This window comes from Natranaerobius trueperi (assembly GCF_002216005.1).
Taxonomy (GTDB): Bacteria; Bacillota; Natranaerobiia; order Natranaerobiales; family Natranaerobiaceae; genus Natranaerobius_A; species Natranaerobius_A trueperi.
In genome coordinates this window covers 63184-88916 of sequence record NZ_NIQC01000006.1, presented here as the reverse complement: position 1 = coordinate 88916, position 25733 = coordinate 63184, and the positions used below count along the sequence as shown (strand labels likewise).

Annotated in this window: 18 protein-coding genes and 2 pseudogenes; 3 read left to right on the top strand and 17 right to left on the bottom strand. The window is 32.1% G+C overall.

Annotated elements, in window-relative coordinates; genetic code table 11:
• Nucleotides 1–130: 130 nt before the first annotated feature.
• Together CDO51_RS04355 and CDO51_RS04350 are read right to left on the bottom strand one after the other, a co-directional pair.
• Nucleotides 131–628 (bottom strand): general stress protein, encoded by a 498-nt coding sequence (locus CDO51_RS04355; protein WP_089023083.1) that lies wholly within the window; start codon nt 626–628, stop codon nt 131–133.
• Nucleotides 629–756: 128 nt separating this feature from the next.
• Nucleotides 757–933: pseudogene (locus CDO51_RS04350) on the bottom strand (dUTP diphosphatase); the annotation flags it as partial.
• Nucleotides 934–1306: 373 nt separating this feature from the next.
• Here CDO51_RS04350 and CDO51_RS04345 point away from each other — a divergent pair.
• The 3 genes from CDO51_RS04345 (at nt 1307) to CDO51_RS04335 (ending at nt 3483) form a co-directional block, all read left to right on the top strand.
• On the top strand, nt 1307–2338 hold the full coding sequence (locus CDO51_RS04345) for a tyrosine-type recombinase/integrase (RefSeq protein ID WP_158212317.1): 1032 nt from the start codon (nt 1307–1309) through the stop codon (nt 2336–2338).
• A 20-nt stretch (nt 2339–2358) separates the two neighbouring features.
• Nucleotides 2359–2961 carry a hypothetical protein gene (locus tag CDO51_RS04340; protein WP_089023080.1) on the top strand — a complete coding sequence of 201 codons (603 nt, stop codon included), beginning with the start codon at nt 2359–2361 and terminating at the stop codon, nt 2959–2961.
• Nucleotides 2962–3027: 66 nt separating this feature from the next.
• Nucleotides 3028–3483, top strand: a complete 456-nt coding sequence (locus tag CDO51_RS04335; protein WP_089023079.1) for a dCTP deaminase/dUTPase family protein — start codon at nt 3028–3030, stop codon at nt 3481–3483.
• 386 nt (nt 3484–3869) lie between these two features.
• On the opposite strand, the gene CDO51_RS04330 is transcribed toward CDO51_RS04335, so the two are convergent.
• From CDO51_RS04330 to truB, 15 genes and pseudogenes are all read right to left on the bottom strand, one after another.
• Nucleotides 3870–5342 (bottom strand): restriction endonuclease subunit S, encoded by a 1473-nt coding sequence (locus CDO51_RS04330; RefSeq protein ID WP_089023078.1) that lies wholly within the window; start codon nt 5340–5342, stop codon nt 3870–3872.
• Nucleotides 5335–6774, bottom strand: a complete 1440-nt coding sequence (locus CDO51_RS04325; RefSeq protein WP_089023077.1) for a class I SAM-dependent DNA methyltransferase — start codon at nt 6772–6774, stop codon at nt 5335–5337. The genes CDO51_RS04330 and CDO51_RS04325 overlap by 8 nt, the downstream gene beginning before the upstream one ends.
• Nucleotides 6774–10022 (bottom strand): type I restriction-modification system endonuclease, encoded by a 3249-nt coding sequence (gene hsdR, locus CDO51_RS04320; RefSeq protein ID WP_089023076.1) that lies wholly within the window; start codon nt 10020–10022, stop codon nt 6774–6776. Before hsdR ends, CDO51_RS04325 begins: the two co-directional genes overlap by 1 nt.
• 272 nt (nt 10023–10294) lie before the next feature.
• On the bottom strand, nt 10295–12067 hold the full coding sequence (locus CDO51_RS04315) for an ATP-dependent nuclease (protein ID WP_158212316.1): 1773 nt from the start codon (nt 12065–12067) through the stop codon (nt 10295–10297).
• Between the two features lie 309 nt (nt 12068–12376).
• Nucleotides 12377–12895: a hypothetical protein gene (locus CDO51_RS04310; protein ID WP_089023074.1), complete on the bottom strand. Its 519-nt coding sequence runs from the start codon at nt 12893–12895 to the stop codon at nt 12377–12379.
• A 175-nt stretch (nt 12896–13070) separates the two neighbouring features.
• Nucleotides 13071–14741 (bottom strand): hypothetical protein, encoded by a 1671-nt coding sequence (locus CDO51_RS04305; protein ID WP_089023073.1) that lies wholly within the window; start codon nt 14739–14741, stop codon nt 13071–13073.
• A gap of 15 nt (nt 14742–14756) precedes the next feature.
• Complete coding sequence (locus tag CDO51_RS04300) at nt 14757–17402, bottom strand: hypothetical protein (protein WP_089023072.1); 2646 nt, start codon at nt 17400–17402, stop codon at nt 14757–14759.
• A 254-nt stretch (nt 17403–17656) separates the two neighbouring features.
• A pseudogene (dut, locus tag CDO51_RS04295) lies at nt 17657–17926 on the bottom strand (dUTP diphosphatase); the annotation flags it as partial.
• A gap of 28 nt (nt 17927–17954) precedes the next feature.
• Nucleotides 17955–19202, bottom strand: a complete 1248-nt coding sequence (locus CDO51_RS04290; protein WP_089023070.1) for a M16 family metallopeptidase — start codon at nt 19200–19202, stop codon at nt 17955–17957.
• Nucleotides 19203–19245: 43 nt separating this feature from the next.
• A complete protein-coding gene (locus tag CDO51_RS04285; RefSeq protein ID WP_089023069.1) occupies nt 19246–20121 on the bottom strand; it encodes a VanW family protein in 876 nt (291 codons plus the stop codon).
• A 20-nt stretch (nt 20122–20141) separates the two neighbouring features.
• Entirely contained in the window at nt 20142–21140 is a 999-nt protein-coding gene (locus CDO51_RS04280) for a polysaccharide deacetylase family protein (protein WP_089023068.1), read from the bottom strand.
• A gap of 138 nt (nt 21141–21278) precedes the next feature.
• Nucleotides 21279–23414, bottom strand: coding sequence for a polyribonucleotide nucleotidyltransferase (locus tag CDO51_RS04275; RefSeq protein WP_089023067.1), 2136 nt, complete (start codon nt 23412–23414; stop codon nt 21279–21281).
• An 82-nt stretch (nt 23415–23496) separates the two neighbouring features.
• Nucleotides 23497–23766 carry a 30S ribosomal protein S15 gene (gene rpsO / locus CDO51_RS04270; protein WP_089023066.1) on the bottom strand — a complete coding sequence of 90 codons (270 nt, stop codon included), beginning with the start codon at nt 23764–23766 and terminating at the stop codon, nt 23497–23499.
• Nucleotides 23767–23897: 131 nt separating this feature from the next.
• A complete protein-coding gene (locus CDO51_RS04265; RefSeq protein WP_143824677.1) occupies nt 23898–24815 on the bottom strand; it encodes a bifunctional riboflavin kinase/FAD synthetase in 918 nt (305 codons plus the stop codon).
• Between the two features lie 27 nt (nt 24816–24842).
• Complete coding sequence (gene truB, locus CDO51_RS04260; protein WP_158212315.1) at nt 24843–25733, bottom strand: tRNA pseudouridine(55) synthase TruB; 891 nt, start codon at nt 25731–25733, stop codon at nt 24843–24845.

The following is a 25733-nucleotide window of genomic DNA, read 5'->3' as shown; positions in this document are numbered from 1 at the left end:
CAGCCCTACCTCCCTTGAAAGCAGGATGATTGATTTTCAATATATGATATGAAAAAAACTACTCGGGTGTGAAAAAATAAAAACCGGACTGCCTTTTTGACAGTCCGGTAAAATGGAACTCAACTCATATTTACTTAGAATGAGCTTCTACATTATCTGCACCATATTCACTTATAATACTTTCAGCTTCATCTGCTTTTTCACTGCGTGTTTCAATTAATAATAGAACATCGCCTTCTTTTACTCTTGACTCATAATATTCTCCACGTTGTTCTGGAATACCATAGTCAATCAAACCACCAGCAACTCCGCCAGTTACTGCTCCAGTTAAAACACCTGCTATAGGTCCAGCAGCTATTATCGGGCCCAAACCTGGTATTACAAGGGCTCCGACTCCTGCCATTAAACCTGCTAAACCTCCTAAAACACCACCGGTAGCTGTTCCATCACCAAGATTTTGATTGTCATAGCTCATTGTTGTGGAACCATCACCCTGATCTGCTTCTCTGTTCTCATCCTTTGCAACTAGTGAAATTTCGTTATCTCCAAATCCTCGCTCTCTTAGACTATTAATACAGTTTTCTGCTCTGTCTGCAGAACTAAAAAGCCCTACTACTGTTTTAGACATAGTTTATATCTACCTCCTTAAACTATTTTGGAGCCTTTCTTAGCATTACCACAACAACATAAAATATTCAAAACAAAAAACCGGTGGTATATATATTGTTTACCACCGGTTATAATTCAAAACTGGTTTTAAATTCCAGTATGGCCAAAACCTTTAGTACCCCGATTAGTTTCATTTAGATCTTCAGTTAACGTAACTTCGACTTTTGTAAACTTAGAAATTACTAATTGTGCTATTCGCATCTTAGTAGTTATTTTGAATTGTTCTTTAGATAAATTAATTAAAGGAACTTTTATTTCACCTCTATAATCCGAATCTTAGTGTGACAAAACGTAAGTATAAAAATTTAATTTTAGAAAAATCGATGGGTTTGTTTCATTAAGCTATATATTGTTACTTTACACGCAAGTAGGTGTAAAGTATAATAAAACAATATTTGATAGTAGTCTTGTAGTGTAAACTAAATTTCTTTTAACTAACTAAATATGAAATTAATTTATCAATAAGGACAAGCCTAAAGGTAGATAATTTTTACTCAAATAAATAAGTTGACAGAGGTGATAAAAGTAAATGCACTATGATCTAATTGATTTAAACAAAGATAAAAATAATCCTGCTTATATGATATGCTACAAAGGAGTCCCTGTATATTTAGCAAATAGATACTTAAATAAATATATGAATCCAAAAACCATTGAAGATTATGCTCGAATTCTAATTAGGTTTTTCAATTATTTTGAGGATAAATATAACCTCCATGACTATAGAAAAATAAATCGACCTACTGCCCTAGATGATTATATGCGAGATAGGATTTACAAAAAACAGATCAAACGCAATGGTAAGATTATTTATTTGACAACTGATGAAACCAACATAACACAACAAACAGCCAAAAAAGAAATGACTGTCTTGCAAGGTTTTTTTATTTATCTCGATGCTTTATATCAATTTAACATAGATTCGATAGATCCTGAATTTATTAAAAGAGTTTTAGATACGTCTGATGCTAAAAACAAGCTTAAAAAGCACAAAGAATCTTACTATGGAGATATTTGGCGTATAAGAAAACTTAGTAAGCTCCCTTGTATAATTCAGGGTATAAAGTGGAAAGAAAAGAGCAAATATAGAAGGAGCTTTACACAGGAAGAAATCACTATACTTGAGTCTAACCTGTTTAGTATTCGGAACAAATGTATATTTTTATGTTCACTCGAAGTTGGAGCTAGAATTAGCGAAATCCTTACTGTAAAAAAGAAGGACTTTATTCAAAATAAACAAGAACACTGGGTTCTAAGAATATCAAAATCCAAATCTAATCCAAGATGGGTATTTATCCCCGAGTATCTAAGAAAGTTTATTCAGATGTATATTAATACCGAAAGAAAGCAAATCACCAATAACAGTAGCAAATATCCATATCTATTTGTAAGTACAAAAGGAAATACAAAAGGCGATAAAATTTCTTATTACACCTATAGAAACGCATTAAAAAAAAGTGCAGAAAACGGTTATCTTGATCCAAAAGATATCTGTACACACATGGCACGCGCTACTAAGTCTACTAGAATGAAAAAGGATCACAGAAGTAATGAAGAGATATTAAAGCAACTTGGTAATAAAACTGAGCTTAAGGCATATATCGATTTTGATAACCCAGATATGGTAATCCCAGTAGGCACATCTTTATATAATATAGATATTAAATAAATGAAGGGAGAATTATGTTAATGAAAGAAAAAGATGAGAATAAAAAGAAACGCGGAAACCCAAACAAAACCAATGAAAAAGAAGAAAAAGTTCATAAACTAGAGCAGATCTTGGCAGCACTAGTAAAAGCAAACCAACCTGTAGACAAAACAGCTATAGCAAAAGCTCTTGGCCTTAAAAGTAGACAGGCACTATATCAGCCCCATTACCAAGCGGTGTTTGACAAATACGGTATTGGTCAAGATGCTCAAGGAAGCAAAAAAGCTTCTCCCGAATATTTAAATAAAAAACTTAAAGAAAAGGACGTTGAAATTTCAAAACTTAATAAAAAAATTGAAAAACTACAAATAGAGTTAAATGATATGGAAGTTTACAATCAACGTCTATCGGAAGAAAAGAATTCGTATCAAAGGCTTTTGTCTAGATTCAGAATGACTTTTTACGACCAACTCGTTGTTTTTAATAACAAAAACAACTTTGAAATTCCGTTTGATATTTTTGACATTTTTGATTTCGAAACCGAGGAGAGCAAAACAATAAAGAGCGATGATACTAGTGAACAAGTTAAAAAATCAAATGTTATCCCGATAAATAAAGATCCAAATAAATATGGGAAAGAGTAATAAAGCCTTTCATTAAATATTAGAAAGATGGTTTAAAATAAATAATGATCAGAGGAGGTAGATCAAATGAGAAAATTTGAGCCAGTTTCAAAAAAGTTTATGAAACATAACGCTAAAGAAGCACAAATGCCTACAAGAGCAGATGCTAGAAGTGCTGGGTATGACTTTTATTCTCCTATAGAAACTATCATAAAGCCCAACTCTTCAATAATAATTTGGTCGAACATAAAAGCTGCTATGGAGGATGATGAAGTATTAAAAATTTATGTAAGAAGTTCAATGGGCATTAAGAAAAAAATAATGTTAGCCAATACGGTTGGTATAATAGATAGTTCATATTACGGAAATCCAAGTAATGACGGAAACATTGGAATAGCACTTTATAATTATGGTGATACTCCAGTAACCATCCAAGAAGGTGAGAGAATAGCTCAAGGGATATTCCATAAGTACCTCACCGTTGAAAACGACCACGTTATTAATAAAGAAAGAACTGGTGGTATAGGCTCAACTGAAAAATAGTGTGTTCACGTACAATAGTACTTATTCATGAAAAGGAGAAACACTTCAGAAGCGTTTCTCCTCTATTGTCAACCTTCAATCTTATCACGATTTCAGAAGCTTATATTAGTGTTCTATCTCACACTAATGCTAGTTTACACCTTGTTTACACATAGCACTCTTATCATCTTTGATGTAACTCCTACTCTTTACAGTAACCAGTATTAACTTGAACAGCAAAATGACAATGGTCACACTGATTATATTCTTCTCATTCATTTAAACTAGACACTCCAACTCTCAAATATATTTAATTTATTGTACCCTAGTCCCCTCTCGTTCTGGCTTCAAGCAATTGTTGAGTCAACTAAAAACAACAATTATATCGTTTATATTGCCTTTCCATGTTAATCTCCCTTTTCTTCTAGTGCTTCTTTCAATAACTCGATAGCACTTCCTTCTGTAGGGTCATTTGTACCTAATTCTCCCTTAAAAGCTTTAGAAAGGATTGAGTGTTTTATTAAATCACATTTTTCTTTCAAATCAATTATATTGTTCACTTTATACTCTTTATCTAAAATTACATCAAGCATTCTTACAATTTCTTCCTGTTCTTTTAAAGGGGGTAATGCGATAATATAGTTTTCTAAAAAATCCTTGGACACTCTTTGTTGTCCAACTGCACCAGTCATTACAGCTTTTGCCTTATTTCTAAAAGTTTTAGAGTGTATAAAATAATGTATAAATTTATTGTTTATATAGTTATTAGTTCGAAGAATATGAAATTCAGTAGAGCCAAAACCAAATCCATTTTTCAATCCTTTTACGATAGCTGACTTACCATTTTCCATACAAGGAGTGATTCGGGCAAAAATCACATCATCCTCTAATATAAATTTATATCCTTTTTTCACTTTTGAATAAGGTCTTTCCTCAATATTTTCTATTGTTCCATATTCTCCATCAACAGAAGTCATAGGTAAAAAGCTACAATTATACTCATCTGATATTTCATTTAACTTCTTTTTAGGTGGATTTATATCAACAACTTCGCCCATTCTTGTATAAATCCAACCACGAGGAAGCTCATGGCTTCTCTCTTGATAAATATTCCGTTTTAAACTTTTATTTTCATGAATTGTCTTAACTAATAACTCTGCTGATTCAACTTCCGGATTTTTTTCACGCCACTTCCTTGTCAATTCTCCTTTAAAAGCTTTATCTAGTAGAGCGGCTCGGCGTAGTTCAAAAGTTTCTTTTGCTTCTTCTATAAGATCTTTTGCTTTATCGATTTTATTTAATAGTCGATCAACTTTATTAGCGATTCTTTTTTGTTCATTCATTGGTGGTAAGGGGAAATATATCTTCTCCATAGTACTCTTTCGTATTGAAGGTATCGCAGAAGCTTGTGTATATTGATAAAAATCTGTTTTTAATGTCCAAAAAAATAAAAACATTATTTCTACAATATCTTCTTTGTTTTTTATTGCCATTAGGTTGTTATCTATGCAGCTATCATTAGGAAGCAGTCCTCTTCTGTTTAATTTAATAGCTTCACCTATTTTAGCAAAAACTATTGCACTCTTTGGAACAAGTTTAGCTTTGGTTTGCTTAATTATCTCATCATCAACAGTATTATCGCTTTTATTTAAGAAGTATTTTTTATCCACATATTTTAAATTTCCTACTTTATAAAAAGAATAAGTTAGGCCATGATTCCCTTGATACTTTTTTGGAAAAGCAGAGCCACTATAAAAATTCACAATATACTTTAATGGGATCCACACCCAACTATTAGGCACTTCATACGGTTGCTCATTATGTGGAACAATAGCTTCTTCTAATAATTCTTCTATGCTTTTACTTTTCTTTTTAGTCATTCTTATCCTCTCCTGATTCAGATATCGCAGTTTCTCTCAATTCATCAATGACTTCATTAAGTAATAAAATGGCTTCTTGAATGTTTCCTACTGCTTCTTCAGCCGACTCAATTGGATCTGGCAAGTTTTCATATATGGATAACGATTCATCCTGAATCAGACCTATATTTAAATCATCATTTTTCTTAGAAATATCTTCTCTTGTAAAACAATTAAACCTCTCATCCTTTATTTTAGTTCTATCTTCTGCTTTGTAAGCTTTAATAAAATCATCAAGATGTTCTTTTCTTAATGGATTTGTTTTACCTAGACTCTCCATATTGGTTCTTAAATCGTATACCCATACTACTTTAGTATTATCTTTGTCCTGTTTACCTCTAGTAAAGAATAGTACATTTGTTTTTACACTTTCTGCATAAAAGATACCTGTTGGTAAACGAAGTATAGTATGAAGGTTGCACTTGTCCATTAAATCTTTTCGGATTTTGGCTCCCGTTTTACCTTCATATAACACATTGTCAGGTAATACCACAGCTGCACGTGCCTTCCCATTTGGCCTTAAAGATCTATATATGTGTTGGAGAAAGTTTAACTGTTTATTAGTTGTAGTATAAGTTAAGTCATCCCTAGTTGGTCTTTCTCCACCTTTTTTAGTGCCAAAAGGAGGATTAGTCAGAACTACATCATAGTTTTTCAAGCTCTTACCTAACTCTGATAACGTGTCTCCAAGAATTATTTTTCCCTCTAGTTCGTGTAGCATTGCATTCATTAGTCCTAATCTGTGTACGTCCTTTACAAGCTCAGCTCCAGTAAAAGCTTCTTTTATTTGAAATTCAGCTTCTTTTTGGCTTAGAGAAAAATAATCATCTGTTTTCTTTCTAACGTGTCTATCAGCTGAAATCATAAACCCGAAAGTACCTGCAGCAGGGTCATTACATCTTTCGCCGGGTTCGGGATCAATTAATTCAACCATAGTATCAATAAGAGGGCGCGGTGTAAAATACTGTCCCGCTCCGGTTTTGGTCTCATTTGCGTTTTTTTCTAATAAACCTTCATAAAGTCCTCCAAGACCTTCCTCCCTTGCACTATACCAGTCTAACCTATCTATTGACTGGATAATTTTTTCAAGGTTTTTCGGCTCATCAATATAAGTTGTAGCATTCATATATATCTGACCTAGTAATTTATTTTTTGATTGACCAAGGTCAAGCAATAATTGTCTATAGTGATTATATAGTTCCATTCCGTGCTTTGAAGTTAATGAGTCCCAACGATACTCTTCAGGGATCACCTCTTCTGTTCCCTTTTCCTTCATCATCTTTAGAAATAGAATATAGGTGAGCTCTGTTACGTATTGATGATAAGTAACTCCATCATCTCTAAGTACATTACATAAGCTCCATAGTTTTTGTACGATTTCTTGATTATTCATTAAGCACGATCCCTTCCTTCCTGATTGAATAATTCTTCGTTAATTTTTTCTAAAACCATATCAAGTTCTCCATTAAAAATCTTATTAACTTTTTTGTAACCGCCTTCTCTTTTAAAAGGTTGTACTGCAAAAGCTGCCTCCGGGTCTGGTCCCAGGACTTTTTCTTCTAGAAGCTGTTTCTCGATCCTTTCAAGCCATTTTTTTTGAACAGGTGTCCATGCATTCATTCTATATATTTTTTTCATTGCATTTCTAACTCTTTCTTCGTGACTAACTAAAGCATCTCCTACTATTAACTGTCTAATAAAGCTTATAATATCAGCAGCTATATCTTCATTTTTAGCATCTCTCCAAGCAGCTTGAAGGTTTTTCTCACTGTAACCACGTTGATCTAATTCGATCTTTAATTTCTTTAGGTCTTCTCTAGTAAGTTCTTTTGGTCTCTGGCAAACTATTTTTAGTGCAGGGATACGATTAATATTTTCTTCAATGAACCGCTTAAACCCTTCTAAATAATCCTCTGGTTTATCGGCATTTCCGTACCCCCTAGTTGTCGATAAATGTTTATCTTTATGTTTTGAAATATACTGATAATGGGGGCGTTCACGATACTCATCAATATAGTTAATAACATTTTCGCTACTTTTTAGTTCTTCAACAACTTCCTTTGTATATGCTTCTTTCATCCATTCAATGTATTCGTCAACGGTTTTTCCACCGGTTAAAGCTTTGAAATCCTCTTTTTCCTCATCAGTCCAATGATTCTTTTTGCGCTGGATTTTAGTTCTAATTTGGTTTAAGTGGTGCTTTTGCTTATCGGTAGATTTAATTTGCTCAAGTTCGTTAACTAACTGTTTTACAGGAACTTTTGGATTTTTTACTACAGGTTTCATGTCGGTATAAGGTCTTAGTGCTTCATAGATTTCTACTGCATCAAATATGTTAAAATGGTCTTTATCGATTTCATCACATTTTCTTGTTGCCCTGCCAAGCATCTGCTCATAAAGGATACGCGACCGGATTCTTCTTAAAAAAACAAGGTTACAAATAGATGGTACATCCACTCCTGTTGTGAGAAGATCCACGGTCACTACAATATTAGGAAGTCGTTCATTTTTAAAAAGCTTAATAGCCTGAAGAGGACTTTTGATTGATCCGGTAATTTTCATTACAGCATTATCCTCAATAGGACCATATTGTTCCTCAAGTTCTTCTTTTAAAATTCTAACAACCATATCAGCATGATCATCATTTGCAGCAAAAATTAAAGTTTTACCTTCTAGATCGGGATGGATATATTTAACTAACTCTTTTAAAACTGTTCTATTAAAGCTTTCAGTTATAACCGCTTTATTAAATTTCGACACATCTATTTCAACTTCATCTTCCATTACTTCTTTTTTTATTTCCCCACTCTTCGCATCATAGACCTCAACTTCTTCTCCAGCTCGCCAATTAATACCTTCATCCTTCAATTTAGTGTTAATTTGATATGGGGGTTCATGATCTATAAGATACCCGTCAACAACAGCTTCTCGGTAAGAATAAGTATATATTGGGTTACCAAAAATCTCCACAGTATGGAGAGCAGGTGTCGCAGTAAGTCCTATTCGAATAGCATCAAAATAATCGAGTACCTGGCGGTATTTACTGACATAATCATTATGGTCCCTAAAATATATTTCTAGCTCACCCATTTCACTATCCAGAGTGTAGCCTCTGTGAGCTTCATCTACAACTATACAGTCATATTGGTCAACAGTGGGTTTGTCTTTTTCAGGGTCGTTGTAATAAACTCTTCGCAACATCCCTTGAACGGTTGTAATATGAACTTTTGTTTCTGGATTAGGAGTAGAATCATCTATGGACTGTAACTCAAATATTTCAGTAAAAGAGTGGTAGCTTTCTAGTTTAGAATCTTTAAATGCACTTTCTGCTTGTCTTCCTAGAGCTTTTCTGTCAACTAAAAAAAGAACTCTTTTAAACCTTTTTGATTTAATCAGTCGATATATTAGACCTATAGCCATCCTAGTCTTTCCTGTTCCTGTTGCCATTGCAACAAGTAGGTTACGTCTACCTTCTTTTAATCCCTCTTCAATTGCTTTAATAGCATCTTCTTGATAATATCTTAGCCCAAAGTAATCAAGGGGTTCCTCTTTTAATTCTTCAGTAGCTTCTTCTATATTTTGTTCTAATAAGTCTTTCAACCCTTCTGGCGAATACCAATCTTTTAAGGGACGAGGATGGTTAGTTTTCTTTCTTGCATCTAGAAACCAAATCCCTGATTTATGTTCTAATTGCTTTAAGTATGGACGACCATTAGTAACAAATAGAAATGGCACTTTATATTCATTCCATGGACCTAAAAGCTCTTCATCATCTATTTGGTAAACTCTTTTTGAATAGTCTTTAGCTTGTTGTATGTCAGATTGTATATTTTTGCTTTTTCGCTTGGCTTCTATTATTCCGAGAAAGTGTAGGCCAACAAACAAGGCATAATCTACAGAACCATTTTTTACAGGCCATTCGGCAATAGCAAGATTCCGCCCTTTTTCTGGACGTACACCTTTACTATAGCGAATATTCTCAGTATCTGCCTCCCAACCTGATGCCCATAGTTTATCATCGATGATCGTGCGTGTTTCAGCTTCAGTTAATTCAAAGCCTGCACCTAGTTGTCTGGCTTTTGTTTTACGTTCTTTATTTTCATCATCCTGACTAGCTTTACTTCTTAAACTATTTAATTCATTTTCTAGTTTTGCAACCTTCTTATCATAAGAAGATGCAATTTTCGCTAATCTTTCTCTTTCTTTTTCAAGCGATTCAAAATCTATTTTTTCAGGCTCAACATATGCAGGTGCTTCAAAATCCCATCTACCATAAACTTGCATAAACCAAACTGATATACGAAAAGTCATTCTTAAAAGAGTTTTTGCATAATCTATATTCCCATACCCATCATGGGCGGCCTTATTTCCTATTTTTCTAATTGTATGAAATAAATCTAGCAAGTCATCTGTAAGTAAATCTTCTTTTTTCAGTATGGCTAATCGAGATACTTGTTTCTGATCTTCAGGTTCTTCAAGGTTTTCTACAGCAAAAATAAACTTCACCAACGTTTCTGCAAACATTCGAAGTTTAATTATTGTCGTATTGGGATCAGTATGTAGGTTCTTTTCGGCAATTTCTCCTAATTCGGAAAGAATAGACCAATCACCTGTTAAGAAATCAAAATTACTCTTTTGCATGAAATCCCCCCTACAAGGGCTAAAATATATATTTATTATAACATATATTTACAATTCAAAAAACTAAAGCTGATAAACACATTACGATTTTAATATAACCCCCTAGACATTTGTCAGCACATGCCGCTTACTAGTGATTTTTGCGATTTCCCGGGAAAACCTAAACACACTTATGTATATTATTTTAAGAAGGTTACTAAAAACCTTTATTGATAATAAATCAATCTACTATAAATCAAATTCCTAAGAAGTATATATGTTGGTTAAACTAATTAATTATAACCAAACAACTCTTTAACGAATTCTTTCACTATTGGTTGTTTGTTGTTTAAATCTTCTTTTCTTTCACTATCTAAAGAATTAATAAGAGACGTAGTACGTTCACACAAATAATATTTTAAACCTTGGCTTTCAAAATCTAGAATTTCTTTGTGCGTATTCCTTTGAGGAACAATTTGAGTGATATATTTTAAAATATTTATCCTTTTATAACTAGCAGCAAAACGATTTTTTCTTTGGTGCTTTAAAAGTCCATAATAATCTTTATTTCTTAATATTTGTGTTGTAGCTTCAAAAATCAAATCAGAGTAGACCAAGTCCTCGATCTCATATTCCCAATTATCTTGATGATCATTGTCACATCTCTTAACATATTTAGGTTCTAGACTTAATTCAGAAGTTCTGTTTGCTTTATTTTTTAAAGTATCAAATTTGCTTTTTCCCGCCTCATCGTGATCTAGTAGACATACTATTCTTGGTTTGAAACTCAATTCTTTACTAAACTCTCTTACAAATTCAATATAACCCGGTATCTTATCTGCGCTACCAGCAACTAAAATATTCGGAACTTCTAAATTAAATAATTCTCCCAAAGATATCAGATATTCCTTATCAATTTCACCTTCAACTAATAAATTATATGGAACGATATACCAAGAATCATTCCTTTCAATTCCCATATGTTTTTTTATAGCTTCCACCTTTTTAGCTCCAGTTTTCTGGTTAACATATGTGTTATTTTTTATAAAAACTGTATCATTTTTTCTTTCATAAATTTTCTTTTCTTGTGAGGCATTAAATAAAAATGTATAATTAACATTTGATATGTCAACAAAATGAGGAGAATGGGTAGTTATTATTATATCAATGTTTTCTTTAACTAGTTTTTTTAATTCATTAAAAACCTTTTTTTGAAGGCTTGGCTGCAAAAAGGCTTCTGGTTCATCAATAGCCCAGATTACTTTTCCAGAGTATTTATTAGACACATAAGTGATCAGCGCGAGCAAAAGCATTCTTTGTATTCCACTACCCTTATGTTCTAGAGCTCTATCATTGGTGTCGTACAAAGTAAAGTTAATTAAATTAGAAATAGCCTCTCTTAAATAATTGAAATCAGGAAACACAATTTTAAATAACCACTCTTCTGAATTCATTCCATCTATATCATCGACATATTGCTTAAAGTAACTTGTAATATCATTTTCAATATTAGTTACAGCATTTTTTGATTTTGAAATGAAATCTTCTAAGACCCTTAATGGTTCATTTTGTCTTGATCTTAAACGGTCTAAGTCAGGTAAAACTTCTTCTTCAACAATTTTTGTTATTAACTCCGGTAAATCTATATTATTTGATTCAACTAAAAAAAATCTATTGCTCAATATAATATCTCTAGCAGTTTGATTGTCAATTTTTCGACTACTTTTATATCCTTTTAAATCTAAAACATTTTCTCCTTTACTTCTAGTGTAAGTAGTTGTAATTTTATACATAGAGCTGGTGTCTTCATCTTCAAAAGTAATTGTAACATCAGTTTTAAACCCTCTTCCCCTACTACCTTCTACAATATGATAGGGTATATCATTTTCGGCAGAAAATTTATTTGGGTCTAGACTAAAAAATAAATCTAATGCTCTAATAAAATTTGTTTTACCAACATTGTTTGCACCACATATAGTCATCAATTCATTTTCATTATAATCAATCGTCAATTCATTTATAGATCTGAAATTTTTAACTTTTATTTTCTTGATCTTATACCCCAAAAGCATTACCTCCAAACAAATTAAGACTTATATATTGATGTTCGAGATTGTTTTGGTAAATCCTTCGACAAATTGCAAATATTAACATAATAGTATTGGACTGTTTTTAAATAGGTTAAAGTTAATAACTAATTATTTTAATAAAGTCGCCTCCATATCCTTAACTTACAGCCACCACCTTTGCTGTTCAAGGCTTTCACCCTATCGATAATGTCTATGTCATGCACACTAACTATAATAGCCGCAGCGAATATCGCTGCGGCTATTATGCAAAAAAATGATTAACACTTTTTCACTCGATCAAACCTTTCATCTTATTTCGTCTTCAGAATAAAAATAATTAAGCAAATCCCAAGTTTTACTATTAGAAGGGCTCTTTATAATTTTGTAACCTGTTTCTGATGGCTTAATATACCCTTTTAAAACTAATTCTTCTATGTTTTTCACTATATCTTTTTTAGTCCATAAATCAGATAAAGCCTCGTAAATTTGATTTGAGTTCACACTAGTGTCATTTTTGTAGTCGCTATTAGCAACCATTATTTCAAGAATTGCTGCTTCAGGTATTTTTATATATTCTTCCATAATATCATTTAAGTAAGTAAATTTATTACATAATTTAGTATAAAACTCTTTATTAGCAACACCATCAATACGCTCCCCCTCTTCAACCATAGCTCTGCCATGAGGATTATAAGAATAACACATCTGAATGTATGCCATTAATAATAGAATTGATCCAGTGCTTTTTAACATTTGATAATTTTTTAAAAAAGAAGGAATCCTAAAATCTGGATTCTTTTTCTTCCATTTCTTTTTCTTTGACATAACCTCCCCTCCTTCTCTTCAAATTCGATTACCAATAATCAGAAAATTGGATTTTGATTATATAAATTTTTATTTTTGTAAATTTCTTTGTTCAGAAATATAGTAAGAATAGACAATCACCTCCTTAAGATCGTAAATAACAGGTATATAAAAGGATACAAGTTGTGCCATAAACTCACTCGTTATTTGCTAATATCCTCTCAAGCAGTTTTTCATAGATCGAAAGCCTATCCTTTGCAATTTTTCGGGATATCTTATTCCCTTTGTCTTTAAAGAACTCAATGTCACTCTTAAATCTTTCTATTGCTTTTTCTAAGTAAGTTACAGTCTCAGGATCTTCATTCTTGCAAAAGTCGCACTCAAGACACTGGAGTTCGTTCTTGATCTTTTTACATTTGTAATAGTCACCTGCACAGTTACCAAGAAGGACCCCACTAGAGGTAACAATAGGCATTTGACGATAAATTTCTTGATTCAATTCTAAAAGAATATCGTCCACTACCGTGCCTTGAAAGCTTGAGTCAGAAACACCTTCAAAATTAATATCGGAAATTTTTATCATGACTTCATCATTTGTGTTAGGCCCGTCGGTTTTAAATATAGGTTCAGATGGTTGAACAGATCTATCCGGACTAGATTGATAATAGCTATCCCATATAGTATTTGCTGAGTTTAACCCTGAAAGAAACATGACATCTTGTATTTTAAAACCATTGTCTAAACGATCACTAATCCCCTCGCCTCTAAGCTTATGGCTCGTGATGCGATGATTAGTTCCTTCTCTTTCGGCCTCTACAATATTGTGCAAAAGCTTATATTTGGGGGCATTTGATTCATCCATTACTTTAGAGGCATTTTTAATTAATGTCTTTAAAAAACTATTGAAAGATTCATCTGAGTATTTTTCAACATAAGTCATAGAATAAACGGTTTTCTTAATAGTAGAATGACCGTTTACTCTATGAGCCGTAAATAAAAACCCAGAAGGCCCTTTACCAATTAATTCAGATTGAAGACCTTTACTAATTTTAATTTGTTTATTAAACAAATTCAGCAAATGTTCTTCTACCGCTGATTTCCCTGTGAGGTATATCATTTTTGTTTTTATTTTATATAATGGGCTATTTTTGGGAACAGGTATGGTGACTATATATTTATCTCCTGTAGTTCTCAAACAAGTTTCTATTTTCATTTCTAAAACTTCATTAATACGCGATGGTATAAGCCGTAATATCCAATAAATAAGTTGTACATGAGTTGGTAAAGAATTAGTATAATCAACAAACACTTTATCGATTTCTCTAAAGACATCAGGATCAATATTGTCAACTATTTCAGGATTCTCTTTTTCTTTAAAGTCAGGATCGGGAGGGAATTGTATCTTTGGCACTTCCGGAAATACGCTCATAGTACCAAAAAATTGTTTTAATATCCTCCATAGATGTTCTTTTCTACCTTTAACAAGGTCTTTTTTTATCAAGTGAGCCTTATATTCTTCCAGTAGATAATATGAAACATCCCTTAAAGATTTAAGAGAAAAATTTTTTATAGAAAATTTCAAAAATTGGTTCATCATACTTATATAATTTTTATACGTAGAGTGACTTCTGCCTGAATTTCTAAGTATAAATAGTTTTAGAATTTCCCTAAAGGAGTTAGGGGTACTAAGAAAAGATAGGCTATATTCTTTCTTGTTGTAGCCATTATACCCGTCATAATTTTTACATATCCATACATCGTCAGAAAAAAACCCTTCGTGACCAATAATTTCGGATAATTTTAATTTTAATCCCTCTTTCCCCAATTTATCGATATCATCATAAACTTTAGCAATATTTTCAAGCATCTAATCCCTCCTAAATCAATACGCATCAATTGCGCTTATTACTTTAAGTGTTTTTAAATACCGGGTTTTGGTGGCTCGATATTGAGGTAGCTTGTCTAAGTCATTTTCCTTAAACTTATTATCTGCTATAAATTGTTTAAATAACTTTAGATTTTCTTCTTGCGTTTTCTTAAGCCTATCCCAGCCTTCTTTACATGATTTACTCGTCGCAAGATCGGCACAAGTAGAACACGGAAAATCATCAGTTGTTAAACTGTCTCTAATCTTATGTGGGCATTCCTGTTCATAATTGGAAGTACATATTCCAAGCATTTTTCGATTATAGTATACTTTTCTTGATTCAAAGCAAAATTGCTTGAAAAGCAATTTGAGTTCTTCAGCCGAGAACTTTTTCTTATCTTCTTTATTCGTAAAAAGCCTTTCATCAAATTCTTTCCTTAAATATTCTGAATTTGTATCTGCCAATAGAATCTCGCTAATTTCAGTATAGGATTTTTGTGTTGTGTTTTTATTTGTATGAAATAAAAGTTCTTGCAACTCTTCTAAACTAGCCCCATGAGCAACAGAAATATAGGAAGAAGTTTTTCTTGTTTGCCTTGGGTGAAAGTACCATAGAGTACCATCAGTATTACGAATATCATTCACCCTTATGAAAGTATTAATTCTTTGACTGAACATTTTTGGAGTGATGTACCTATAACCTTCTTTAGTGGATTCATCTTTTACAACAAACAATTTCTGAATTTTTATAATTCGATCTGAAGGTCTATTGGAGTTGATTTCATCTTCCAACTGTTTAACTTCTTTTTCTTGTTCTACAATTTCCCTGGCTACAATATAGTTAACTATCATATCCCTTGTATAATTGGAATAATCTAGGCCGTTTTCTTCTATAGTTGTGTTTTTATGTTTTTTGTGTTCTACAAAAGTGAGAATGAATTGTGGGTATCCCCCTTCATCATATTGTTGTTCCCCGTTTACAGTATATGGCATAATACAACCTCTATCTAGCTTTTGAATTTCATTATAACGTCGTGGATTGTTTAAAAGAATTAGTAGTAATCTTCGATAAATTCCGGGAGTCAGGTTATCAAGCTTATTTATGATTTCCTCTATCACCTTCTCTGGTATTATCTCTGTTTTATTGGTAGTAGCTTTTGTATTACTACCATTAATTTCAATGCTATAAAGTAAGGTAGTACTAGGTTTTTTCGTTTTTATTTCCTCCGCATTATCGATAACCCACGATATAAATGTTCTTATTTGATAGTAAACTTTCTCAACAAGCGCACTATTATTGGTGTTTTTTTGTTGACTTTTAAATTCACCATCCAATCTAGTCATATAAACCTTTTCCAATACATCGTTGAGAATGCTGACTGTTATATCAGCGGTTTGTTGAACCTTATACTTATTGGTGAGATAAGCGATTATCTTTTTTACTGTAAAAAATTGTTCGACATTTTTGGCCATACCTTTATCGCTCCTAATAGTATTTTTACTTATTAGGTCATGCTCAACTAGATGTTTATAATATAGTTTAAATTCTCGTTTAATTACTGATTGTTTTATTGAAGAGAAGTCAAACGAAAATTCCCTCAATCTTTTATTACACATACAGAAAAACTTCCAATAGTCTAAACTGATGTCAACATGGTTGCTGTTTAAGAGATAGTCTACTTGAGCCTTGGATTCGTAGACTAAGGTCTCCTTGAATAACTGTGTTAATATGTTAATGTAGGGTGACCTAAGTGCTTGATTTACCCGATTAATACTAATCGTGTCATTTTTCGACAATAGTAGAGCAAGATTGCTTTTTCCCCAAGCGTTGCTGGTAATTCCAACCCGAATTCTTTGCTCTGTTATTAATCTTAATCTAAACTTTAAATAAGCTATAAAAGCATCAGTACATACTTTAGAGTAAAGTTGTAGTATTCTTAATTCATCTACTTTTTTGAAATCAATAAGCTTATCGATCATATTATTAGTTATAATTTCATGAATATTATTAATAACGGTTATTATTATATTAGCCATTGAAGAAGTACTAGAAGAAATTTTGAGTCCCGCAAATATTTCTTGTTTTTGATCCCCGATCATCCAAATGTGCATATGATTTTCAATTCCTAAGTACGTTAAATCACCAATTGCTGTACCAAACTTTTCACCTACAAACTCTGCATAGTAATTTTTATTTTTTATTTGGCGTTTATCTATTGGACTAATACTAGTATTTAACTCAAAAGAATTAAGAAGTATTTGCTGCGTTTCTGGAACCGAATCTAAGTTCGCAATCCGGTTGAAACTACCATCTTTTTCAAAGTTATCAAGTTCGTAACTTGCCATAATTTTTAAACAATTTTTTCTGTTCACTCGATTTTTATCGGAATAGAAACTTTCAAGTTTCAATCTAATTCTATTTATATAATCTTTAACCAAATTTGGGTTTTTATTTGAAAAGTATTCTATTGCCTTAATACCTGACAACAAATCTTCGTATGAATCAAACTTAAGATTATTCAACAGAAGATGCTCAGTTTTATTTAACTCGTCTTCTAATTCTTTTATAGTTTTTACTTTGATATTACAATATTCTACCCCATCTATACTAAAAACACTTAAACTGTTTTTTTGCTCAACAAATTTAATGTCATAATCCACGCTAACACACCCTTTGCAAGATACTGTAACTATATTAACATGAAAGTCAAAAAATGTAAGTGGGAGAAAGTAGGAGGAAATATAAGCGAGTTCAATAGATATCGCTTTATGGTGTATTACCTAATTATGTATTTATTATTGTGATAGAACTAAAAATAACCCGTAAATTAAAAAAAGCAATTAAGCAAGAAGCGCTTAATTGCAATGTTTTTTAATTTACTTTACACATATTTAAAATATTTTTATCTCACTAAAGAATCTATAGTACCAGGAGAGTTCAAAACTGTAATACCATGCTTAACAGCTAAACCGCTTCTTGGCCTAACTTGTCCTTCATAACCTTCAGGTAATTCTATACCTATTCCTGTAGGTATTAAAACCCTCTCAAAAGGATCTAATATTACTGGATCACCTAATGCAGCCATTAAATCCAATCCTGAAGCACCGTCTGATTTATATTCAGGAATAGGTAATTCATTTTTACCAAAATATACAACTTTAACTTTAATCTTTTCAAGTACCATATAACATCATCCTTTATTATATTATTTACTATTTTAGTTGATAAATTTCAGAGACAGGTCCAATAACCGCATTTGACATATTATCTTTATTAAATATATCATCTGCTAATTTAACTAGATCATTTTCAGTTGTTTGGTCAATTTTTTGGATGATTTCATCTGTTGTTAAAATTTTCTCCTTAATTAATTCATCCCTACCTAGACGAGCCATTCTATTGCTTGTACTTTCTAATCCCATTAAAATATTACCCTTAACTTGTTCTTTAGAACGTTCTAATTCTTCCTTAGTAATATCACCATTTTTAACATTATTTAATATTTCCCATATTAAATCACAAGACTCATAATAGTTATCTTCTGCTACACCAGCATAAATAATAAATAATCCAGAGTCTAAAAAATTTAGGTAATAAGAAAAAACTGCATAACATAGACCTCTTTCTTCTCTAAGTTCTTGAAAAAGTTTAGAACTCATCCCACCACCGATTATATTATTTAAAAGATTTAATTGATATAATCTTTCATCATTTACATGTAAACTCGAAAAAGCTATACATTTATGGATCTGTTCAGTATCTTTTGTTTTTAAAATATTATTTTGTTTAAAATTAGGAATACTAAGACTATCATTACTTTGAGAGTTTTTCTCTTTAAATACATTAAAATATTTAGCAATACTTGATACGGCTTGTGAGCGATCTATATTACCACTAACAGAAACAACCGTTTTATCAGCAGTAAAGTAAGTGTTATAATGATCGTTTAAATCATCAAGCAGTATATCATTTACGGATTTTCTATCACCTAAGATATTATGTGCTAGTTCATGTCCTTCATAACTTCCTTCTAAAACTAAATCATGAACATATTCGTCAGGTGTATCCTCATACATCTTAATTTCTTCTAGTATAACTTGTTTTTCTTTTTTTAACTCTTCTTCTGTGAATTTTGAATTAAAGTACATATCAGATAAAATATCAAGAGCAATATCAAAATGAGTATCAATTACCTTCAAATAAATACAAGTATATTCTTTACTAGTAAATGCGTTCATATGTCCACCGATACTATCTACTCTTTCAGCAATATCTCTAGCACTCATTTTATCTGTACCCTTAAATAACATATGTTCTAAAAGATGGGAGATACCTTGAGTTTTCTCACTCTCAAATCTACTACCACTTTTAATCCAAACCCCTACTGTTATAGAACGTACATTTTCCATAGGTTCTATCAGTATACGTAGACCATTGTTTAATATATCTTTGTAAAACATCTATTTTCCTCCTTATTGAATACTTAATTACAAATAGATTGTATTATTTATATAATTGAAAAGCAAGTGGTTCATCAGATGCATAAATACTTATGTTCACTATCCCACCTGTCACATCACCTGTAATCAAAACGAGATTTTTCGTGTTATTTTTAAATTTTAAATCAAGATAATCTCCAGCAATTGTTGCATCTCTTCCAGGTGGTACATAATCCACAGGTTCACCATGAGGATGTCTTTCTATTACTTCTAGATCTGCATTTAATACAGCATTATATAAGGTTGAAGATACTTGACATACACCTCCTCCTATACCATCTACAACAGCATTTCCAACTATAATAGGTGCAAATCTATACCCTCTTTCCCAAGTTCTAGGTAATGTTTCCTGATTAAAAGAAAAAATTTGCCCAGGAAAAACAATAGTATTATTTATATCTTTAGTTGCAAGTTCTATATTTGTGTTCCTGCCCTCATGATTATCTAACAGACCCGTTGAAAACTCACCGATTGGTTTGTAGATTGATTTTAACATTTCTTCTGTTATTTGAGGATATAAAGGCATATATATTAACTCTTGCTCAGTATCTGAAGGAGATTCCATTATCTTTTTAACAGTTTTATTTACAAGAACTTTTCTACCTTGTTTTTCTGGTTGGATTTCACCAGTCTCTGGATCAAGCTTCGCATTTTTATAGGGTTGATCTTTTTCATCAGCTGATTTTTCTACTAAATCTTTCACCTCATGCTCATACCATCTTTCAATATTATACCCTTCTATAATAACATTCTTTTCAACTCCATAAAAATATCTTTTAACCATATCTATAACATCAAAGTTAACTTGAATAATTACAAAAACAAGTAGTACTAATATCAATAATATAGACGGCTTTTTGAAGGGATTTTTACCTGACATAACAGGACCTCCCTTTTCTATTAGTACTCAGATATTAATTCTGATACGGTAACAATCTCGTAACCTTTCTCGTTCAACTCAGTAATAATCTGATCGACTGCTTTGATAGTATCTTCTGTAGGATGTATTAAGATCAAAGCTCCAGGATGTATATTATCCACTATCTTATCAACCATGTAATTAACACCAGGTTCAGTCCAGTCAACTGTATCTAGACTCCATAGTATTGTTCTCATATCTAATTTACTCGCTTCTTCTAAAACATCATCATCAAAATCTCCCGCAGGAGGACCAAATAACTTGGGTTTTTCTTCTACTATTTCCTCGATAACTTCATTAGTTTGTGTAATTTCTTCTCTTATAGTTTTTCGATCAATTTCACTCATTAAGTAATGACTATAGGCATGATTTTCAAGTTCATGGCCATCAGCATAGATTTCTATAACTTCATCTTGGTTATTGTTAGCCCATCTACCCTCAAGAAAAAAAGATATTTCAACCTGATGGTCTTTTAAAACTTTTAACATTGAATCAATATATTCAGTTCCCCAAGCAACATTACAAATAAACGCAGCTTCTTTTTTCTCTGGATTACCTTGGTAAATTGGTGCAGCTGGATAATCTTCTATTGTCTTTTCAGGAGGTATTTTATTATATTCTGGTTCAACATGTTCACCTTGTTCTGCGTTTAATATCTTTGAAACAGTTGTGTCGACATCAAGCTCTTTTCCAGCTAATCCTGGTATAACACCCTTTGAAACTGGATCAAGGTAAGTATCTTGAGGTTTTTGATATAATTTGCTTTCATACTCTTTTACAATTTCTATTATTTCTGTCACTTCTTTTTGCCCTAAGTCGCGTTCCATGAACTTCACTCGATCCTCTGATATATTTTTTTGTTGAGTAGAATCGTCATTAAAATTAGCTATTAATAAAAAAGCAATAACAACTAATATTAAAATAATCACACTTAAAATAGACATTTTCTTTAACCCAAATGAATGAAATGAAATCGACATATTTTACCTACCCCCACTAAAAATACCCACTAAAAAGTGGGCATTATTGTTTATTCAATACTATGTTTCTAAGAGTAAAGAATATGTCAAAAAACTTTAAGAAATAAAAAAAACATAAACCCTCAGGGTTTATGTTCTCTATAACTTATTTTTATCATTTTCCTCAGTTGAGTCATTAAGAGCTTTTTTACGAGACAGATTTAATCTCCCTTTTTCATCGATCTTAACAACTTTGACCATAATCTCATCTCCAACTTTTACTACATCTTCAGTTTTACCTACTCGTTCTTCAGCTAATTCGGAAATGTGAACTAACCCCTCTTTACCAGGTAATATTTCTACAAAAGCACCATATTTTTCAGTTCTTTTCACTTTACCTAAGTAAATATCTCCAGGTTCAGGTTCCTGAATTAATTTGTCGATAGTTTTAATAGCTTCTTCTGCCTGTTCCGAATCTGAAGCTGAGATCAATATTTTACCATCAGATTCAATATCAATCTTAACTCCGGTTTCATCAATAATTTTATTGATCATCTTTCCACCCGGACCAATTACATCTCTAATTTTTTCAGGATCGATTTGCTTAGTTATCACCCTTGGTGCAAGTGATGAAAGTTCAGCCCTTGGTTCACTAATAGCTTCTTTCATAAAGTTAAGTATATGTAGATAGCCATCTTTACCATGGTTTATTGCTTTAGATAAGATTTCACGATCGATACCTGTAATTTTTATATCCATCTGTAGTGCTGTGATCCCATCTTCTGTTCCTGCAACTTTAAAGTCCATATCACCGAGAAAATCCTCGATACCTTGAATATCACTAAGAATAGCTAAGTTTTCTCCTTCTTTAATTAGACCCATAGCTATACCAGAAACCGGTTTTTTAATTGGTACTCCAGCATCCATTAATGATAAGGAGCTAGCACAAACACTTCCCATAGAAGTAGAACCATTTGATTCAAGAACTTCACTAACTAATCTAATAGTGTACGGGAATTCTTTCTCGGAAGGTATCATAGGTTTAACAGCTCTCTCTGCTAAAGCACCATGACCAATTTCTCTCCTACTCGGACCTCTCATAAAACCAGCTTCTCCAACACTATATGGTGGAAAATTGTAGTGATGCATATAACGTTTAGACTCTTCCATTCCCAGGCCATCAATTATTTGTACATCACCTAATGCTCCTAATGTACATACATTTAAAACTTGAGTTTGACCACGAGTGAAGAGTCCGGAACCATGTGTATTAGGTAATAAATTCACTTCAGACGAAATAGGTCGAATTTCATTTTGTTTTCTTCCATCAACTCTAACATTTTCATTTAATATCTTTGATCGCATCTCACGTTTAAGTAGTTTTTCAAAAGCAGCTTTCAAATGTTTCTCTTGAACGTGTTCTTCTGGATCAGAATCATCCGTGTTATATTTTTCTAGCATACTTTTAATAGCTTCTTTTCTTGTTTCATCAATAGCATCTTCTCGTTCTTGTTTATCAAAGATCTTTAAAGCTTCTTTAAGATTATCAATAGCCAGATTTTCAACCTCTGTAACCAACTCTTCACTAGGTAAATCTAGTTTTACTTCCATTTTTTCTTGACCAACTTCTGCTACTAATTTCTCTTGCATAGCAATGATCTTTTTGATAGTTTCATGACCTGTCATAATAGCTTCTAACATTTCATTTTCAGGGACTTCATTTGCGCCAGCTTCCACCATCATAATAGCATCCTTAGTTCCCGCTACTATTAAATCAAGGTCTCCATTTTCCATCTGATCAACATCAGGTAAAACTACTAAACCATCTTGTTGAGTTTTTCCTACCATTACAGAAGCAATAGGTCCATCAAAAGGAATATCTGAAATTGAAAGTGCTGCAGAAGCTCCTATAATACTAGCTACTTCTGGGGGGCAATTTTGATCGACACTTAACACCGTTGACACAACATGGACTGGATTTCTAAAGCCATCAGGAAATAATGGTCTTATAGGTCTATCAGTTAATCGAGCAGTGAGAGTAGCCTTTTCTGTTGGTTTTCCTTCACGTTTTATAAACCCACCCGGAATCTTACCTACTGCATATAACCGCTCTTCATAGTCAACTGTTAATGGAAAAAAGTCAAGCTCTTCCTTGGGTTCTTTAGAAGCAGTTGCTGTTACTAAAACCACTGTATTACCGTATGTAACCTTCACAGCGCCATTAGCCTGTTTTGCTAGTTTACCAGTTTCTATAGATAGTTCTTTACCTGCAATATTCTCTGAAACTGTTACCATACATTTACCTCCTTATTCAATTATTACTAAAAATTCTAAATTTAAAGAAAAGCGGGGTCTCCCCCGCTTAGTATAATCCAATTTACTTTCTTAATCCTAGTTTTTTAATAATTTCCAGATATCGGTCAGCTGATTTACCTTTTAAGTAATTTAACAGACCTTTTCGCTTACCAACCATTTTCAATAGTCCTCTACGAGAATGATGATCTTGTTTATGAATCTTCAAGTGCTCATTCAAGTGCTGAATCTTTTCAGTTAAGATTGCAATTTGTACTTCAGGAGAACCAGTATCATGGTCATGAAGCTTGTACTTCTCAATGATTCCTTGTTTCTGTTCTTTGTTTAGTGCCATTTTATTTCACCTCCATATAATTTTACCCCCAAAAGCCAAGAATACGCCGGAGGAACGTTATTCTGAGCATTTGGTTGCTTTTTAAATTTTAACACATACATTTTTTAATGTAAAGTTTAACTAAATATAATTCATGAAAGAAGTGAACGAGCATAATTTAAATCTTTATTTAACTGATGTGTAAGTGATTGTGCACTATGAAATTTTTTCTCTTCACGTATAAAATTAAAAAACTCTACCTCTATTTCAAGATTATACAAATCTCTTTGACAATCAAAAATATAAGTTTCTGCTACTACATTTTTACCGTCAAAAGTAGGCTTATTTCCAACGTTACAAATACCCCAACTGGTTGCATCTTCAAAGTTTACCCTTACTAAATAAACCCCTTTTTTCGGTATGACTTTTTCTACTGGTATTTCAATATTTGCTGTAGGAAATCCTAGGTTTCTACCCCTTCCGTCCCCTTTCATAACTTGCCCACGTATACTATAAGGTGATGAAAGCATTTTATTTGCTTTTTCTATTTTACCTTCTTCAATATACGTTCTACATAAATTACTACTCACTACTGTATTATTCTCAACTTTAATCGATTCTATAATAGAAACTTCTAACCCACAGCTCTCACCAAAATATTTAAGATCACTTGAAGAACCTAAACCTCTATAACCAAAACTATAATCAAATCCAACAGAAACACCTTTTACTTGAAGATCATGCTTTAACCATGAAACAAATTTTTGTGGGGTTATTTTTGCAAATTCATTATCAAATACTTTTAATATTCCAAGCTCTACTCCTATTTCGGATATTTTTTGGACTTTTTCTTCCATAGTAGTTAATAAAAAGTTTTTTTTGTTAAAAAATTTTATTTCTGGGTGTGGTTCTAAAAGTAAAACACCTGGGATACAATTATATTTTTCTGCATTAAGTACAGTATCTTTTAATAATTTTTGATGTGCTATATGAACACCATCGAAATTACCTAAGCTGAGCCAGATATTTCGGTTTTGTGGCAACCATTTTTGTAACTCGTTAGCTTTCATTATCCTCAATGTTATCACCTAGCTAATTTAATTAATAACCTTTTCTGGTTTCACTTTATTATTAGAAATAACTTTTCCTAATCCTAAAAAATCATTCTGTGAGTTATAAACACGTAAAGTCTCATTTTTGGTATGATGATTTGAAACAAATGAAACATTACCATTTCTAAATTTACGAATTTCTTTATCATCTGAAATCACTAAAGACGGGAAATCATTTAAAGGTATATCTATTGGTTGAATCAATGATTGTAACTCTTCACTTTTTTTAATAAGTGTTTCTAAAGAAATACTTGAATTTAAATCAAAATCTCCTGACTTACTACGTAAAAGAAACGATACATGACCCTCACCACAACCCGAAAGTTTAGCTAAATCATGCCCTAAGGTTCTTATATAAGTGCCTTTTGAACAATTAACTTCAAATAAAAAGCGTGTTTTACCTTTAAAAACATAGTGATCGATTAGGGTGAGAGAATATATTTTAATTTGTCTGGCAGGACGTTCTACCTCTTGTCCTTCTCTTGCTAACTCATATAATTTTTTTCCCTTTTGTTTTATAGCTGAATACATAGGGGGTACCTGAGAAATCTCTCCAGTTAACTCACTGAAATTTTCTATTAAATTATTAATATGTTCTTGAGTTACTTCAGATTGATTTGTAACAACTCCTTGAGCATCTAAAGTATCTGTCGTTTCTCCTAGGATTAGTTCAAATCGATATTTCTTTTCTTGATTAATAATATACTCAGCAAACTTAGTAGCTCTACCTATTGCAATGGGTAGTACTCCAGCAGCACCTGGATCTAAAGTACCTAAATGACCAACTTTTTTTATTTTAAATGACTTTCTAACATGACTAACAACATCATGTGATGTCATTCCTGGTGGTTTCAAAATATTTAAAAAGCCATTCAT